The organism is Halobaculum limi (assembly GCF_029490015.1).
Lineage (GTDB): Archaea > Halobacteriota > Halobacteria > Halobacteriales > Haloferacaceae > Halobaculum > Halobaculum limi.
On sequence record NZ_CP120468.1, the window covers coordinates 2963325 to 2975571 of the forward strand.

Consider the following 12247-nt stretch of genomic DNA (forward strand, 5'->3'; position numbering starts at 1 on the left):
CGACAATGGCGACTGACGCGAGCGCGGAGGCCAGCGAGACGGCCGACGCCTACGACGACCTCGTCGAGCGGTTCGAACGGATCAACGGCGTGCAGGGCGCGGCGGGCGTCCTCGGCTGGGACCAGCAGGTGATGATGCCCGAGGGCGGCACGCCCGCCCGCTCGAAGCAACTATCCGTCCTCTCGTCTGTGAGCCACGAGATGCTCACCGACGAGGAGACGGCCGACCTCCTCGACGCCTGTGAGGACCTCGACTTGGACGACGAACAGGAGGCACTCGTCCGGGAGGCCCGCCGCGAGTACGAGCGTGCCGCGTCGGTGCCGACCGACCTCGTCGAGGAGATTTCCGAGACTTCGACGGAGGCGCTGGGCGCGTGGGAGCAAGCGAGAGCAGAAGACGACTTCGAGCAGTTCGCGCCGTACCTGGAGAAACTGGTCGACCTGAAGCGGCAGTACGCCGAGCACATCGACCCCGACCGCGACGCCTACGAGGTGCTGTTCGAGGACTACGAGCCGTGTCTCCCGCTGGAGCAGGCCGAGGAGATCCTCGAGACGCTGAAGGAGACGCTCGTGCCGATGATCGACGAGATTCGCGCGAGCGATGCCGACGTGACGACCGACGCCTTCGACGACGAATTCCCCGAGGAGGAGCAGGAGGACCTCTCGCGTGACGTGCTCACGACGCTGGGGTACGATTGGGACCGCGGTCGCCTCGACCCCTCGACGCACCCGTTCACCTCCGGCAACGTGTACGACTGCCGCGTCACCACCCGGTACGACGAGTCCGACCCACTCGGTGGCCTGATGGCGACCGTCCACGAGTTCGGTCACGCCTTCTACAACCTCGGCCTGCCCGAGGAGCACTTCGGCACGCCGCTGGGCGAGTCGCGTGACCTGTCGGTCCACGAGAGCCAGTCGCGTCTCTGGGAGAACCACGTCGGCCGATCGCAGGCGTTCTGGGATCTGGTGACGCCGAAGTTCGTGGAGCGCTTCGACACCGAGGCGAGTGCTCGCGAGGCGTTCGAGTCGGCCAACCAGGTGTACGAGGACAACCTCATCCGCGTCGAGGCGGACGAACTCACCTACCACCTCCACATCGTCATCCGCTTCGAGATCGAGAAGGCGCTCATCTCGGGCGACCTCGACGTCGAGGACGTCCCCGAGGTGTGGAACGACAAGTACGAGGAGTACCTCGGCATCCGCCCCGAGACGGACACGACGGGCTGTCTGCAGGACATCCACTGGAGTCACGGCAACTTCGGCTACTTCCCGACGTACTCGCTCGGCTCTGTGATGGCGAGCCAGTTGTTCAACGCCGCCGAAGACGACATCAAGAACATCTACGGGAAGGTCCGCGAGGGCGAGTTCGAGGCGCTCCAAGCGTGGCTCCGCGAGAACATCCACCAGCACGGAAGCCGCTACGAGACGAACGAGTTGGTCCGCGAGGCGACCGGCGAGGACTTCACCGCCGACTACTTCGTCAACTACGTGCAGTCGAAGTACGGCGACCTGTACGATCTCGAAGAATCGGTGTAAGACGGTCGCGACGACGCCTGACTCGGACTTTGACCGTTCGACCGCCTGACTGCCCGTTACGACGAGTTATTGTTCGCCGCCGCCAGCATCGTCGCCAGTTCGTCGTACGGAATCGCACCCGTCATCGCGTCGTATGTCCCCTCGTCGCGGAGTTCCGTCGCAATCTCGCGAAGTAACCCGAGCGTCGCGCGCATCGGTCCGGACCCGACGCTCACCCGCGCGGCGCCCGCGTCCGCGAGGTCGGGGATCGGCGGTGCGCCCGGACCGCCGAGGACGTTGAGCGGCGCGTCGATCCGGTCGACGAGCGCCCGAATCGTCTCCAAGTCGGTCACGCCGGGGACGAATACGCAGTCGCTCCCGGCGTCGGCGTACGCAGTGGCTCGCTCCACCGCGTGGTCGAGGCGGTCGGCCTCGTCGCCGACGCCGAGCCAGAACACGTCGGGTCGCCCGTTGACGACGATGGGCACGCCCGTCTCGCGTGCGGCCTCGCGTGCGGCGCGGACGACGGCCGCGTGGTCCTCGATGGGCGCGAGCGGTGCGTCGGGGTCGCCGGTGCCGTCTTCGAGGTTGACGCCGACGGCCCCGGCGTCGATGGTCGCTCGCACCGTCTCCGCGACGGCTTCGGGCGTGTCCCCGTAGCCCGCCTCGATGTCGGCGGTCACCGGCACGTCGACAGCGTTCGCGATGCGTCGGACGGCCGCGAGCATCGTCTCCCGGGAGAGGCGTTCCCCGTCGGGGACGCCGTGGGCGGCGGCGATTCCTGCGCTCGTCGTCCCCAGTGCGTCGAACCCCGCGTTCGCGAGGACGACCGCACTGCCCGCGTCCCACGCGTTCGGGAGAACGAGCGGTCCGCCCGCGTCGTCGTGGAGCGCACGGAACGTCTCGGCTCGCTTGCGCTGTGTCTCGTGGTCCATTCTCTGACCTTTGAGCGCGAGGGTGATGAACGTCGCCCCGCCGGAGACCCGATCCGCTCTTGCCGTTCGCCGTCCGAGGTGACGACGACCACACGGATGCGCCGCTTCACCGCCGACTACCTCGAACGCACGCGCCGCGGGATGTGGGAGTCGCGAGAGGCGCTCCAGCCACTCGAACTGGACTCGCGCACCCGCATCCTCGACGTCGGCTGTGGGACGGGCGAACTCACGCGGGTCCTCGCGGAGGAGGCCCCCGACGCGCGAGTGGTCGGCGTCGACGCCGACCGCGATCTGCTCGCGACCGCGCACGACGAGTCCACCGCGTCGAACGGGGACGCCGACCGCGACATCGACTACTGCGCGGGTGACGCCACCCGCCTCCCGTTCCCAGACGACGCCTTCGATCTGGTCGTCTGTCAGGCGCTGTTGATCAACCTCCCCGACCCTGCCGCGGCCGTTCGAGAGTTCGCCCGCGTCTCCTCGGAGTTGGTCGCCGCGGTCGAACCCGACAACGCCGACGTAGAGGTGACTTCGAGCGTCGACAGCGAGGCCGGACTGGAACGACGGGTCCGCGCGGCGTACATCGCGGGCGTCGAGACGGACGTGGCGATGGGCGACCGCGTGCGCGAGCAGTTCCGCGCGGCGGGCCTGTCGGACGTCACGGCGCGCCGCTACCGCCACGAGAAGCGTATCGACCCACCGTACTCTGAAGCGGATCTCACGGACGTCGCGCGGAAGGCAAGCGGCGCGGGGCTCGCAGACCACGAGACGGAACTCCGGCGTGCGCTCGCGAGCGACGGCGACGACGATGGGAGCGCCGCCGCCGACGGCTACGACGCGCTCAGACGCGAGTGGCGCGAGATGGGACGAACTGCGGCGAAACAGGCACAAGACGGCGAGTACGTCCGCGTCGAGACGGTGCCGTTCGACGTGACCGTGGGCGAGGTCTGACGGGCGACTACGGCCAGTCGCCTCACACCACGTCGCCGCGGACGGTCGCCCCCTCTTGCGCCTCACGGTACGACTCCATCGCGTCGACGATGTCGTCGGCCTCCGCGTCCTCGACGCCGAGCATCTCCAGTGCGCCCGACAGCGTCGGGAACGGCAGGTCGCCGCCGCGGAGTTTCGCCATCGTCTCGGTCGCGCGTTGCCCCTCGCCGTACAACTGGACGCCGCGCGGGTCGAGCACCTGTTCGTACGCACCGCGGTCGAGCGCACCCTTCAGTCGCTGTTTCACGTTCTGGTCGAACGGCGCGTTACACACCTCCAAGTGGATCGGTTCGTCGTCGGGGAGGAGGTGTGCCGCGAGACACTTCTCGGGAGCAGCGTAGCCGTTGTCGTTGACACGGATGTGTTCCGGATACTCGCGGGCCCACTCGGCGGAGACGGAGCGACCGATTCCTTTCACGCCGTGTGAGCGCTCGAACTCGTCGGCGGCGTCGGGGTCGTCGCCACGCATCAGGATGTCCTTCGTCACGTACACGTCGAGTCGGTCGATGGGATCGAGGCCGAGGGCGACGTCGCCGTACACCCACACCTCCCGAACTGGCACCGGCATCGGCCCCTCGTCGACGGCGTCGATGATCGACTCCACGCGGTCGAGGGCCGCCTCGCGTTCCATACGCGGGGAAGGCGAGCGACCGGCAAGCGTCTTACGCGTCTCGTCTGACGTAGACGGTCTTCTCGACCTCGGCGTGGACCGTCCCCTCGCCGTCGACGAGGGCGACGTCGTACTCGCGGTCGCACGACTCGCCCGGGTCGAGTGACTCGCGGATGTCGCGCACCTCATCGTCCGACACCTCGAACTCGGCGTGCAGCGTCTCGGTCGCGGGTTCGCGAAACTGTATCTCGGCGGCCTTGTCCCAGACGGTGAACGCGTCGCCAAGGCGTCGCTGCAGGAGGACGACGTACACCGGGTCGACGGCGGCGTACATACTCCCGCCGAACATCGTCCCCATCCCATTTCGCGTCCGCCACGTCAGTGGGAGTTCTACTGTGGCCGCGGAGAAGTCGGCCGCCAACGACGTGACCGACGCGCCAGTCATCCAGAACGACGGGTAGTACGAGAAGGCGAGTCGGTACGCCGTCGCCCGAATCCGGTCGATCCAGCCCATACCGAACGGTCCGGGCGGCGTGTGATGAGACTGTCCTTCGCGGGCGACGCGAGTGCGTTTCGCGGTGCGAAACGGGTATGCCCACGGCCGCGCAACCCGCCGGTAATGGACTGCGACAGGTGCGGCGCGGACGCGGTGATGCACGCGGCCTACTCGGGGGCGCATCTGTGTGAGTCGCACTTCCGAGAGTCGGTGGAGCGTCGCGTCCGGCGGCGCGTCCGCGAGGACGACCTCCTGCCCGACGACGCCACGCCCGACGACCCCGAACGCTGGGTCATCGGTCTCTCGGGCGGGAAAGACAGCGTCGTCCTCGCGACGGTCCTCGACGAGACGTTCGCCGAGGACCCGCGCATCGAGATGGTCGCCCTCTCCATCCACGAGGGCATCGAGGGGTACCGCGACGCCTCACTCGACGCCTGCGAGCAACTCGCGGCCGACTTGGAGATGCGCCACGAGGTGGTGTCGTACGAGGAGGAACTCGGCGTGCGGATGGACGACGTGGTCGAAGACGACCCCGAGGGGATGGCCGCCTGCGCCTACTGCGGGGTGTTCCGTCGGGACCTGTTGGAGACGTTCGCCGCCGATCTCGGCGCCGACAAACTGCTCACCGGCCACAACCTCGACGACGAGGCGCAGACGGCGCTGATGAACTTCTTCGAAGGCGACGTGGCACAGATGGCCAAGCACTTCGACGCCTCACTCGGCCCGTTCCCCGAACGGCGCGAGAGCGAGCACTTCATCCCGCGAGCGAAGCCCCTGCGGGACGTCCCCGAGAAGGAGGTGGCGCTGTACTGCCACCTGCGCGACTTGCCCTCGCATATGGCCGAGTGCCCCCACGCCAGCGAGGCGTACCGCGGCGAGATTCAGGAACTCCTCTTAGAGATGGAGGAACGTCACCCCGGCGTCAGACACTCGATTATGGCGGGCTACGAGGAACTGTCGGGCATCCTCGCCGGCGAGTACCGCGAAGACGGCGACGGCGGCCCCGACCTCTCGCCGTGTGATAACTGTGGGTCGAAGACCGCCCGCGATGTCTGTCGCAAGTGCGAACTCGTGGCCGCGATCGACGCGGCGTAAGTGCGCAATCAGGCGTAAACGCGTCATATCGACTGTATACGACGTACTCGGACGAGCGAGCCGCCGGCTCGGGGTCGTGGAAAATGGTGAGAGAACCGTCGCAGGAATCCGCCCGGTTAGCGGATGACGTCGAGACCGTTGCTGCGTTCGCTCTGCTGGTCACGGCCGCCGTCGGACTGCCACGCTGCCTCCTGCCCGTTGGACTGGGCGTTGGCCTTCGCGTCGAAGTCCATCTGCTCGCCGCCCTCGATGCTCGCGCGGGACTTGTCGGCCTGCTTCTGCGTGCTCGGGCCGAGGACCTGTGCGCTCTGGACGCCCGTCATAATCGCCATGACGCGGACCTTTCCTTTGTACTCCTCCTGGATGCGCGCGCCCCAGATGACGTTCGCGCTCGCCTCCAGTCGCTCGGTGATGTTGTCGGCGATGCCCTCGGCCTCCTTCAGCGTGAGGTCGGGGCCGCCGGTGATGTGGACGAGGCCACCCGACGCGCCGCGGTAGTCCACGTCCAGTAGCGGGTGGTTCATCGCGTCGTTCACCACTTCCTGCGTCTTGTTCTTGTCCTGGGTCTCGCCGACGAGCATCACCGCGACGCCGCCCTGATTCATAATCGTGGACATGTCCGCGTAGTCCAGGTTGATCAGGCTCGGCTGGGTGATGGTCTCGGAGATGCCCTTGACCGTCTCGGCGATGATCTGGTCCATCACCGAGAACGCCTTGCCGATGGGCAGGTTCGGCACGTAGTCGAGGAGGCGGTTGTTGTCGAGGACGATGATGGAATCGGCCTCGTTGCGGAGGTTCTCCAGTCCCTCCTCGGCTTTCACCGTGCGGGCACGCTCGACGTTGAACGGCGTCGAGACCATACCCACGACGATCGCGCCCTGCTCTTTCGCGATCTTCGAGACGACGGGGGCCGCACCGGTGCCGGTGCCGCCGCCCATCCCCGCGGTGACGAACACGAGGTCCGCGTCGCCGAGGACCTCCTTGATCGTCCCTTGGGCCATCTCGGTCGCACGCGACCCCATACTGGGGTCGCCACCGGCACCGAGCCCCTGCGTGAGCGACTTGCCCACGAGGATCTTGGTGTCGGCCTCGATCATCTTGAGGTGCTGTTTGTCGGTGTTGATGGCGACGGTCTCCGCGCCGTCGACGCCGATGTTGTACAGGCGGTTGATCGTGTTGTTGCCGGCACCGCCAGCGCCGATGATGACGATTCGGGGCTCTCCGAACTCGTCGTCGTCGTCCATCTCTGCCATACTCCGCTGCTCGGCCTCGGCGTTCTCCAAGGCGTCTTGAACGATATCCTGCATTGATTACACCTTGGCCCAGCTGCGTTTACTGCGCTCGCCTCGCGTCCGCTCGCCCGACTCCGCCTGCTCGTTGAGCATGTCGCGGACCGCCGAGCGGATCGCTTCGCTTCGATTCGGGAACTCGCCCGTCTCGACCATCTGTTCAACCTCCTCGATCTGCTGTTTCGGAATTCGTAGTGTCACACGTTCCATTGTTGTGCATTCCCCCGGTAAGACGACGACACGCGACCGTGCCCCCACGACCCGAAGTTCGGAGTTTCCCCGCCCCGAATCGGCTCGTAAGACAAGCCGTCTTACGCAGTAGTATCAACATACCCGTTGTATATAAAAATACCGCCGATTGTATGACAGGTAGCGTCATCTTGTCTTACAGGCGTCCGCCTGCCCAGCGACGCCGGTCGGGCTGTCTTACCGTTTGTCGAGGACGTCCGCCGCCGGCGTCCGACGCCCACAGCCGGGACAGAATCCCCAGTCCGAGCGGAGTTCGTCGCCGCACTCACAGAACAGGCGGTTCGACGCCTTCTCACCGCAGTTGGGGCAGTACACGTGGTCGTCAGACACCGATTCGCCGCACTGCGCACACGAGTGATCGGCCGTGTCCGACGGCGCTGCCGCACGCTCGCTCGATGGCGTCCGACGGTCCGCGCTCGGAGCCGTCTCCGTCACGTCGTCGCGGTCGACGGTCGCGGTGTCGCCACCCTCGACGTTTACCGTCAAGTTCACAGACGGCGATTCGGGGACGACGGTCCGACCGACGGCTGGTCGGTCGTGGTGGCGCAGTTCCAGCACCTCGTCGAGTCGCGCGTCCACCAGTTCGTCGACGCGGGTCGCCAACGCGTCGTCGAGCGACGTGCCGTCCGTCTCGTCGACAACGTCGTCCGACGAGTCGGCGTCGTCGAGGTACGCACGCAGGGCCTCCCGCATCACCTCGCTTTTCGACCCCTCGAGCGACTCGAGGCGGTCGACGAGGTCCGCGTCCGCGCGGAAGGTGATTTTGCTCATTGTCGGCCGTGTTGTTACACATCACATATCAATCTGTCCCAATTGTATGACGAGTCGACACGATCGGAGACACGGTGGGGGGTCGGTCACCACTCGCCGGGGGCGCCGCTGGAATCCCAGTCGTCTTACACGACCCGTTCGTGAACCGCGTATGCAGCAGCGAACACTCGGCGACGTTGGTGCGGTCACCGAAATCGGTCTCGGGACGTGGAACATCGGCGGCGACTGGGGCGACGTCTCCGACGAGGCGGGGCGGGAGGCCGTCCGAACGGCACTCGATGCGGGCGTTGACTTCCTCGACACCGCGGACGTGTACGGCGACGGCCGCAGCGAACGCCACATCGGCCACGTGCTCGACGAACGCGACGCCCACGACGAGGTGACGGTGGCGACGAAGGCGGGCCGACGCCTTGACCCCCACACCGCAGACGGCTACACCGCAGAGAACCTCGAACAGTTCGTCGACCGGTCACGGGAGAACCTCGGTGAGGACACCCTCGACCTCCTGCAACTGCACTGCCCCCCGACGGACGTGTACTACCGACCAGCGGTGTTCGACGCCCTCGCCGACCTCCGAGCACGCGGGAAAGTAGCCAACTACGGCGTCAGCGTCGAACGCGTCGAGGAGGCACTGAAGGCCATCGAGTACCCCGGTGTCGAGACGGTTCAGATCATCTTCAACCCCTTCCGCCAGCGACCCGCCGAGTTGTTCTTCGAGGAGGCCGCCCGCCGCGACGTGGGCGTCATCGTGCGTGTTCCCCTCGCGTCGGGCCTGTTGACGGGGACTATCGACCGCGACGCCACCTTCCCGAAGAACGACCATCGCAACTACAACCGCGACGGCGAGGCGTTCGACGTCGGCGAGACGTTCGCCGGCGTTCCCCTCGACGCAGGCGTCGACGCGGTGGAGGCACTGGAACCGTACGTCCCCGAAGCCCTGTCGCTGGCGCAGTTTACCCTCCGGTGGATCCTCGACTTCGACGCCGTCTCGGCGGTCATCCCCGGGTCGACGACGCCCGCCCACATCGAGAGCAACGTTGCCGCCGCCGACCACGACCCCCTCGACCACCGCCTGCACGGCGTCGTCCGCGACGTCTACGAGGAGCACGTCGCCGAACACGTCCACAAGCGGTGGTGAATTAGACTAGTCTAACTTTCGACTTCGGTCGGAATAACTATATCCTTCGGGACCCCTCGTTCAGACGAGTATGACCGACACGTACGACCCGGAGGGTCGTTCCAGTTCGACCAGGCGTCGATTCCTCGCGGGAGGCACGGGCCTCCTCGCGGCGGGATTCGCCGGCTGTCTCGGCGGCGCGTCCGGATCTTCCGGCAGCGACACAGACGGTACCGGCGACGACGGGGAAGACGGCCCGGTCGCCGTGGCCTCGTTCTTCAGTTTCTACGATTTCGGCCGAAAGATCGCCGCAGACACCCCTGTCACCGTTCGCAACCTCATCCCGACGGGCCTCCACGGCCACGGGTGGGAGCCGAACGCGAGCATCACCAGACAGATCGTCGACGCGGACGCGTTCATCCACGTCGGCGAGGACTTCCAGCCGTGGGCCGACCGCGCCATCCAGACGCTGAAAGACGACAATGTCGACACGCAGTTGATCAACGTCCGCGAGGGCGTCGAACTGGTTCCGCTCGCGGAGACCCTCGACCGTGACGAGGAGGGTGTCGGCGAGGGTCGCGGGCTGGATCCTCACTTCTGGCTCGACCCACAGCGAGCGAAGCAGGCCGTCGACAACATCACCGAGGGCCTCGTCGAACTCGCGCCCGACCACGAGGAGACGTTCCGTGCGAACGCCGAGACGTACAAAACCGACGTGTTGGAGCGGATCGACGCCGACTATCAGGCCATCTTCGACGCCGCCGACCGCGACGTGGTGCAACTGGCCGCACACAACGCGTTCCAGTACATCACCGACCGCTACGGCGTCGAGATGCGGCCGCTCGTCGTCAACCTCGCAGCCTCGGGCGACGTGAAGCCGTCCGACATCACGGAGGCCAAGCGCGTCATCGACGAGAACGACATCCGCTACATCGGCGCGGGCGTCTTCGAGACGCGCCGCCCCGCCAAGCAGTTGATCACGGAGACGCAGGTGGAGGCGTACTTCCCCGTCACCCCGTACGCGGGCGTCCGCGAGGACTGGGTCGAGAACAACTGGGGCTACGAGGAGATCGCGTACAACATCAACATGCCCACCTTCGAGGTCGTCCTCGGGAACAAACCGCCCGAGGAGGCCGGCCACGACGGCTGGGCCGCCGAGTGGAGGAACTTCGAATGAGCCACGCGACCGCGGACACCGACGGAGAACGCGCCGCCGAGCGAAACGGCGCAGCGCCCGCGGACGCTACCCGCGAGTCCGTGGTCTCGCTGTCGGACGTCACGTTCGGCTACACCGCCGCACCCGTGGTCGAAGACGTGAGTATCGACATCCGCGCCGGCGAGTACGTCGCCGTCGTCGGCCCGAACGGCTCCGGCAAGTCGACGCTGATGAAACTGATGCTCGGCCTGCTTCGCCCCGACGAGGGGGAGGCACGCCTGTTCGAGAAGCCCGCCCACCGCTTCGACGACGGCCAGCGCATCGGCTACGTCTCCCAACACGCCAGCGCGGCCAAGGAGATGCCAATCACCGTCCGTGAGGTCGTGAAGATGGGTCGGTTCCCGCACGTCGGCTTCGGTCGACTCGGAGCGGAAGACTGGGCCATCGTCGACGAGGCGCTCGCGACCGTCGGGATGGGCGACTTCGCCGACCGACGGATCACGAAACTGTCGGGCGGCCAGCGCCAGCGGGCGTTCATCGCGCGGGCACTCGCGGGCGAGGCAGACCTACTCGTCCTCGACGAACCGACCGTCGGCGTCGACGCCGAATCCGTTGAGGCGTTCTACGACCTGCTCGCGTCGCTCAACGACCGCGGCATCACCGTCCTCCTCATCGAACACGACCTCGGCGCCGTCACCGACCACGCCGAGCGCGTCGTCTGTATGAACCGAGAGGTGTACTTCGACGGCCCGACCGAGGAGTTCGTCGGTAGCGACGCCCTCGCGCGGGCGTTCGGCACGGCCGTCGGCGTCACGAGTGATCGCGCATGACGTTCGCCAGCGCCCCGACCGCACTCGGGTCGCCGTCGCTCGCGGCCGTCGTCGCGCCGCTGCTCCAGTCCGACGGGAGCGTGCTCGACCCGATTCTCGCGCCGGTGTACGCGCTGTTAGAGCTGTGGTCGCTGCTGATGACCGCACTCGGTGAGGCGACCGGACTGGAACTGCTCCAGTACGGCTTTATGCACCGCGCCATCCTCGTCGGCCTCTGTATCGGCGTGATGGCCCCACTCATCGGGACGTTTCTCGTCCATCGCCAACTCGCGCTCATCGGAGACGCACTTGCACACACCGCGTTCGCGGGCGTCGCCGTTGGCCTGTTCCTCAACGGCGTGTTGAGTCTCGGCGTCTCGCCGTATCTCACCGCCGTCGTCGTGGCGGTGCTGGCGGCGCTGCTCATCGAGGTCATCTCGGAGGTGACCGACGCGTACAACGACGTGTCGATGGCCATCGTCCTCTCGACGGGCTTTGCGCTGGGGACGGTACTCATCAGCCTCAACGCCGGAGGCCTCGCGGTCGGCATCAACCAGTACCTGTTCGGGAACCTCTCGACCGTCTCCGCGGAGAACGCCGCCATCCTATTGGTGTTGTTCGGCATCATCGTCGCGACGGTGGCGCTCACCCGCAACCAACTGCTGTACGTCACCTTTGACGAGACGGCCGCCGAGGTGTCGGGCATCCCCGTCGCCTGGTACAACCGGATTATGGTGATGCTGACGGCGCTGGTCGTCGTCGGCGCGATGCAGATTATGGGCGTCATCCTCGTCGCCGCGATGCTGGTCGTCCCCGTCGCGGGGGCGTCGCAAGTGTCGCGCAGTTTCACCGAGTCGCTGCTCGTGTCGGTCGTCCTCGCGGAACTGGCGGTCCTGTTGGGCATCGGCGTCGCGTACTACGGCGAGGCGACCGCCGGGGGCGTCATCGTCCTCGTCGCCGTCGCCATCTACGCCGCCGCCGTCGCCCTTGGCAAACTCATCGAAGCCCGCGGCGACGACGACGCACCCGAACTCGGCACCATCGACGGTGACGACGGCGAGGCTATCACCTCCGACTGACGGCAACAGTCGCCGACTCGGATCCAGACTCGCTTCGCTCCCTGATTCTCCTCGCCGAGCGCCCGGACCAAGTAGACGCGACCAGCGCAACCGCTGTCGGAAAGATCTGGTCGTCGAAAAATCGAACCGCCGTGTGG

At 66.8% G+C, this 12247-nt stretch carries 13 protein-coding genes; 7 read left to right on the plus strand and 6 right to left on the minus strand.

Annotation, left to right across the window (positions count from 1 at the left end; all coding sequences use genetic code 11):
* The first annotated feature begins 5 nt into the window (after positions 1 to 5).
* A complete protein-coding gene (locus P0D77_RS15190; RefSeq protein ID WP_277553960.1) occupies positions 6 to 1535 on the plus strand; it encodes a carboxypeptidase M32 in 1530 nt (509 codons plus the stop codon).
* A gap of 56 nt (positions 1536 to 1591) precedes the next feature.
* Here P0D77_RS15190 and P0D77_RS15195 read toward each other — a convergent pair whose 3' ends face one another.
* Positions 1592 to 2449, minus strand: a complete 858-nt coding sequence (locus P0D77_RS15195; RefSeq protein ID WP_277553961.1) for an isocitrate lyase/PEP mutase family protein — start codon at positions 2447 to 2449, stop codon at positions 1592 to 1594.
* Positions 2450 to 2545: 96 nt separating this feature from the next.
* On the opposite strand from P0D77_RS15195, the gene P0D77_RS15200 reads away from it, so the two are divergent.
* Positions 2546 to 3400, plus strand: coding sequence for a class I SAM-dependent methyltransferase (locus P0D77_RS15200; RefSeq protein ID WP_277555816.1), 855 nt, complete (start codon positions 2546 to 2548; stop codon positions 3398 to 3400).
* Between the two features lie 22 nt (positions 3401 to 3422).
* Here the strand turns inward: P0D77_RS15200 and P0D77_RS15205 are convergent, their stop codons facing one another.
* Together P0D77_RS15205 and P0D77_RS15210 are read right to left on the minus strand one after the other, a co-directional pair.
* Positions 3423 to 4070 (minus strand): DUF7095 family protein, encoded by a 648-nt coding sequence (locus P0D77_RS15205; protein WP_277553963.1) that lies wholly within the window; start codon positions 4068 to 4070, stop codon positions 3423 to 3425.
* Between the two features lie 31 nt (positions 4071 to 4101).
* A complete protein-coding gene (locus tag P0D77_RS15210) occupies positions 4102 to 4563 on the minus strand; it encodes a DUF4442 domain-containing protein (protein WP_277553964.1) in 462 nt (153 codons plus the stop codon).
* Positions 4564 to 4668: 105 nt separating this feature from the next.
* Between P0D77_RS15210 and ncsA the strand changes: the two genes are divergently transcribed.
* Complete coding sequence (gene ncsA, locus P0D77_RS15215; RefSeq protein ID WP_277553965.1) at positions 4669 to 5640, plus strand: tRNA 2-thiolation protein NcsA; 972 nt, start codon at positions 4669 to 4671, stop codon at positions 5638 to 5640.
* Between the two features lie 116 nt (positions 5641 to 5756).
* Here the strand turns inward: ncsA and ftsZ are convergent, their stop codons facing one another.
* From ftsZ to P0D77_RS15230, 3 genes are all read right to left on the minus strand, one after another.
* A complete protein-coding gene (gene ftsZ / locus P0D77_RS15220) occupies positions 5757 to 6947 on the minus strand; it encodes a cell division protein FtsZ (protein WP_277553966.1) in 1191 nt (396 codons plus the stop codon).
* Between the two features lie 3 nt (positions 6948 to 6950).
* Positions 6951 to 7139 carry a transcriptional regulator CdrS gene (gene cdrS, locus P0D77_RS15225; RefSeq protein WP_277553967.1) on the minus strand — a complete coding sequence of 63 codons (189 nt, stop codon included), beginning with the start codon at positions 7137 to 7139 and terminating at the stop codon, positions 6951 to 6953.
* 216 nt (positions 7140 to 7355) lie between these two features.
* The gene (locus P0D77_RS15230) at positions 7356 to 7949 is read right to left on the minus strand and encodes a double zinc ribbon domain-containing protein (RefSeq protein ID WP_277553968.1); all 594 of its coding nucleotides are present in this window, start codon (positions 7947 to 7949) and stop codon (positions 7356 to 7358) included.
* A 151-nt stretch (positions 7950 to 8100) separates the two neighbouring features.
* Here P0D77_RS15230 and P0D77_RS15235 point away from each other — a divergent pair, with 151 nt between their 5' ends.
* The 4 genes from P0D77_RS15235 to P0D77_RS15250 all read left to right on the plus strand — a co-directional run bounded on the left by P0D77_RS15235 (position 8101) and on the right by P0D77_RS15250 (position 12110).
* On the plus strand, positions 8101 to 9087 hold the full coding sequence (locus tag P0D77_RS15235; protein ID WP_277553969.1) for an aldo/keto reductase: 987 nt from the start codon (positions 8101 to 8103) through the stop codon (positions 9085 to 9087).
* A gap of 70 nt (positions 9088 to 9157) precedes the next feature.
* On the plus strand, positions 9158 to 10243 hold the full coding sequence (locus P0D77_RS15240) for a metal ABC transporter substrate-binding protein (protein ID WP_277553970.1): 1086 nt from the start codon (positions 9158 to 9160) through the stop codon (positions 10241 to 10243).
* Complete coding sequence (locus P0D77_RS15245; protein ID WP_277553971.1) at positions 10240 to 11052, plus strand: metal ABC transporter ATP-binding protein; 813 nt, start codon at positions 10240 to 10242, stop codon at positions 11050 to 11052. The genes P0D77_RS15240 and P0D77_RS15245 overlap by 4 nt, the downstream gene beginning before the upstream one ends.
* The gene (locus P0D77_RS15250; protein WP_277553972.1) at positions 11049 to 12110 is read left to right on the plus strand and encodes a metal ABC transporter permease; all 1062 of its coding nucleotides are present in this window, start codon (positions 11049 to 11051) and stop codon (positions 12108 to 12110) included. Before P0D77_RS15245 ends, P0D77_RS15250 begins: the two co-directional genes overlap by 4 nt.
* Positions 12111 to 12247: the final 137 nt, after the last annotated feature.

Excerpts from the sequence above, each read along its gene's own strand:
- P0D77_RS15200 (WP_277555816.1), top strand. The coding sequence starts at position 2,546 with ATGCGCCGCTTCACCGCCGACTACCTCGAACGCACGCGCCGCGGGATG.
- cdrS (WP_277553967.1), bottom strand. The coding sequence starts at position 7,139 with ATGGAACGTGTGACACTACGAATTCCGAAACAGCAGATCGAGGAGGTT.
- P0D77_RS15210 (WP_277553964.1), bottom strand. The coding sequence starts at position 4,563 with ATGGGCTGGATCGACCGGATTCGGGCGACGGCGTACCGACTCGCCTTC.
- P0D77_RS15205 (WP_277553963.1), bottom strand. The coding sequence starts at position 4,070 with ATGGAACGCGAGGCGGCCCTCGACCGCGTGGAGTCGATCATCGACGCC.
- P0D77_RS15195 (WP_277553961.1), bottom strand. The coding sequence starts at position 2,449 with ATGGACCACGAGACACAGCGCAAGCGAGCCGAGACGTTCCGTGCGCTC.
- P0D77_RS15190 (WP_277553960.1), top strand. The coding sequence starts at position 6 with ATGGCGACTGACGCGAGCGCGGAGGCCAGCGAGACGGCCGACGCCTAC.
- P0D77_RS15250 (WP_277553972.1), top strand. The coding sequence starts at position 11,049 with ATGACGTTCGCCAGCGCCCCGACCGCACTCGGGTCGCCGTCGCTCGCG.
- P0D77_RS15235 (WP_277553969.1), top strand. The coding sequence starts at position 8,101 with ATGCAGCAGCGAACACTCGGCGACGTTGGTGCGGTCACCGAAATCGGT.
- ncsA (WP_277553965.1), top strand. The coding sequence starts at position 4,669 with ATGGACTGCGACAGGTGCGGCGCGGACGCGGTGATGCACGCGGCCTAC.
- P0D77_RS15230 (WP_277553968.1), bottom strand. The coding sequence starts at position 7,949 with ATGAGCAAAATCACCTTCCGCGCGGACGCGGACCTCGTCGACCGCCTC.
- P0D77_RS15240 (WP_277553970.1), top strand. The coding sequence starts at position 9,158 with ATGACCGACACGTACGACCCGGAGGGTCGTTCCAGTTCGACCAGGCGT.
- ftsZ (WP_277553966.1), bottom strand. The coding sequence starts at position 6,947 with ATGCAGGATATCGTTCAAGACGCCTTGGAGAACGCCGAGGCCGAGCAG.
- P0D77_RS15245 (WP_277553971.1), top strand. The coding sequence starts at position 10,240 with ATGAGCCACGCGACCGCGGACACCGACGGAGAACGCGCCGCCGAGCGA.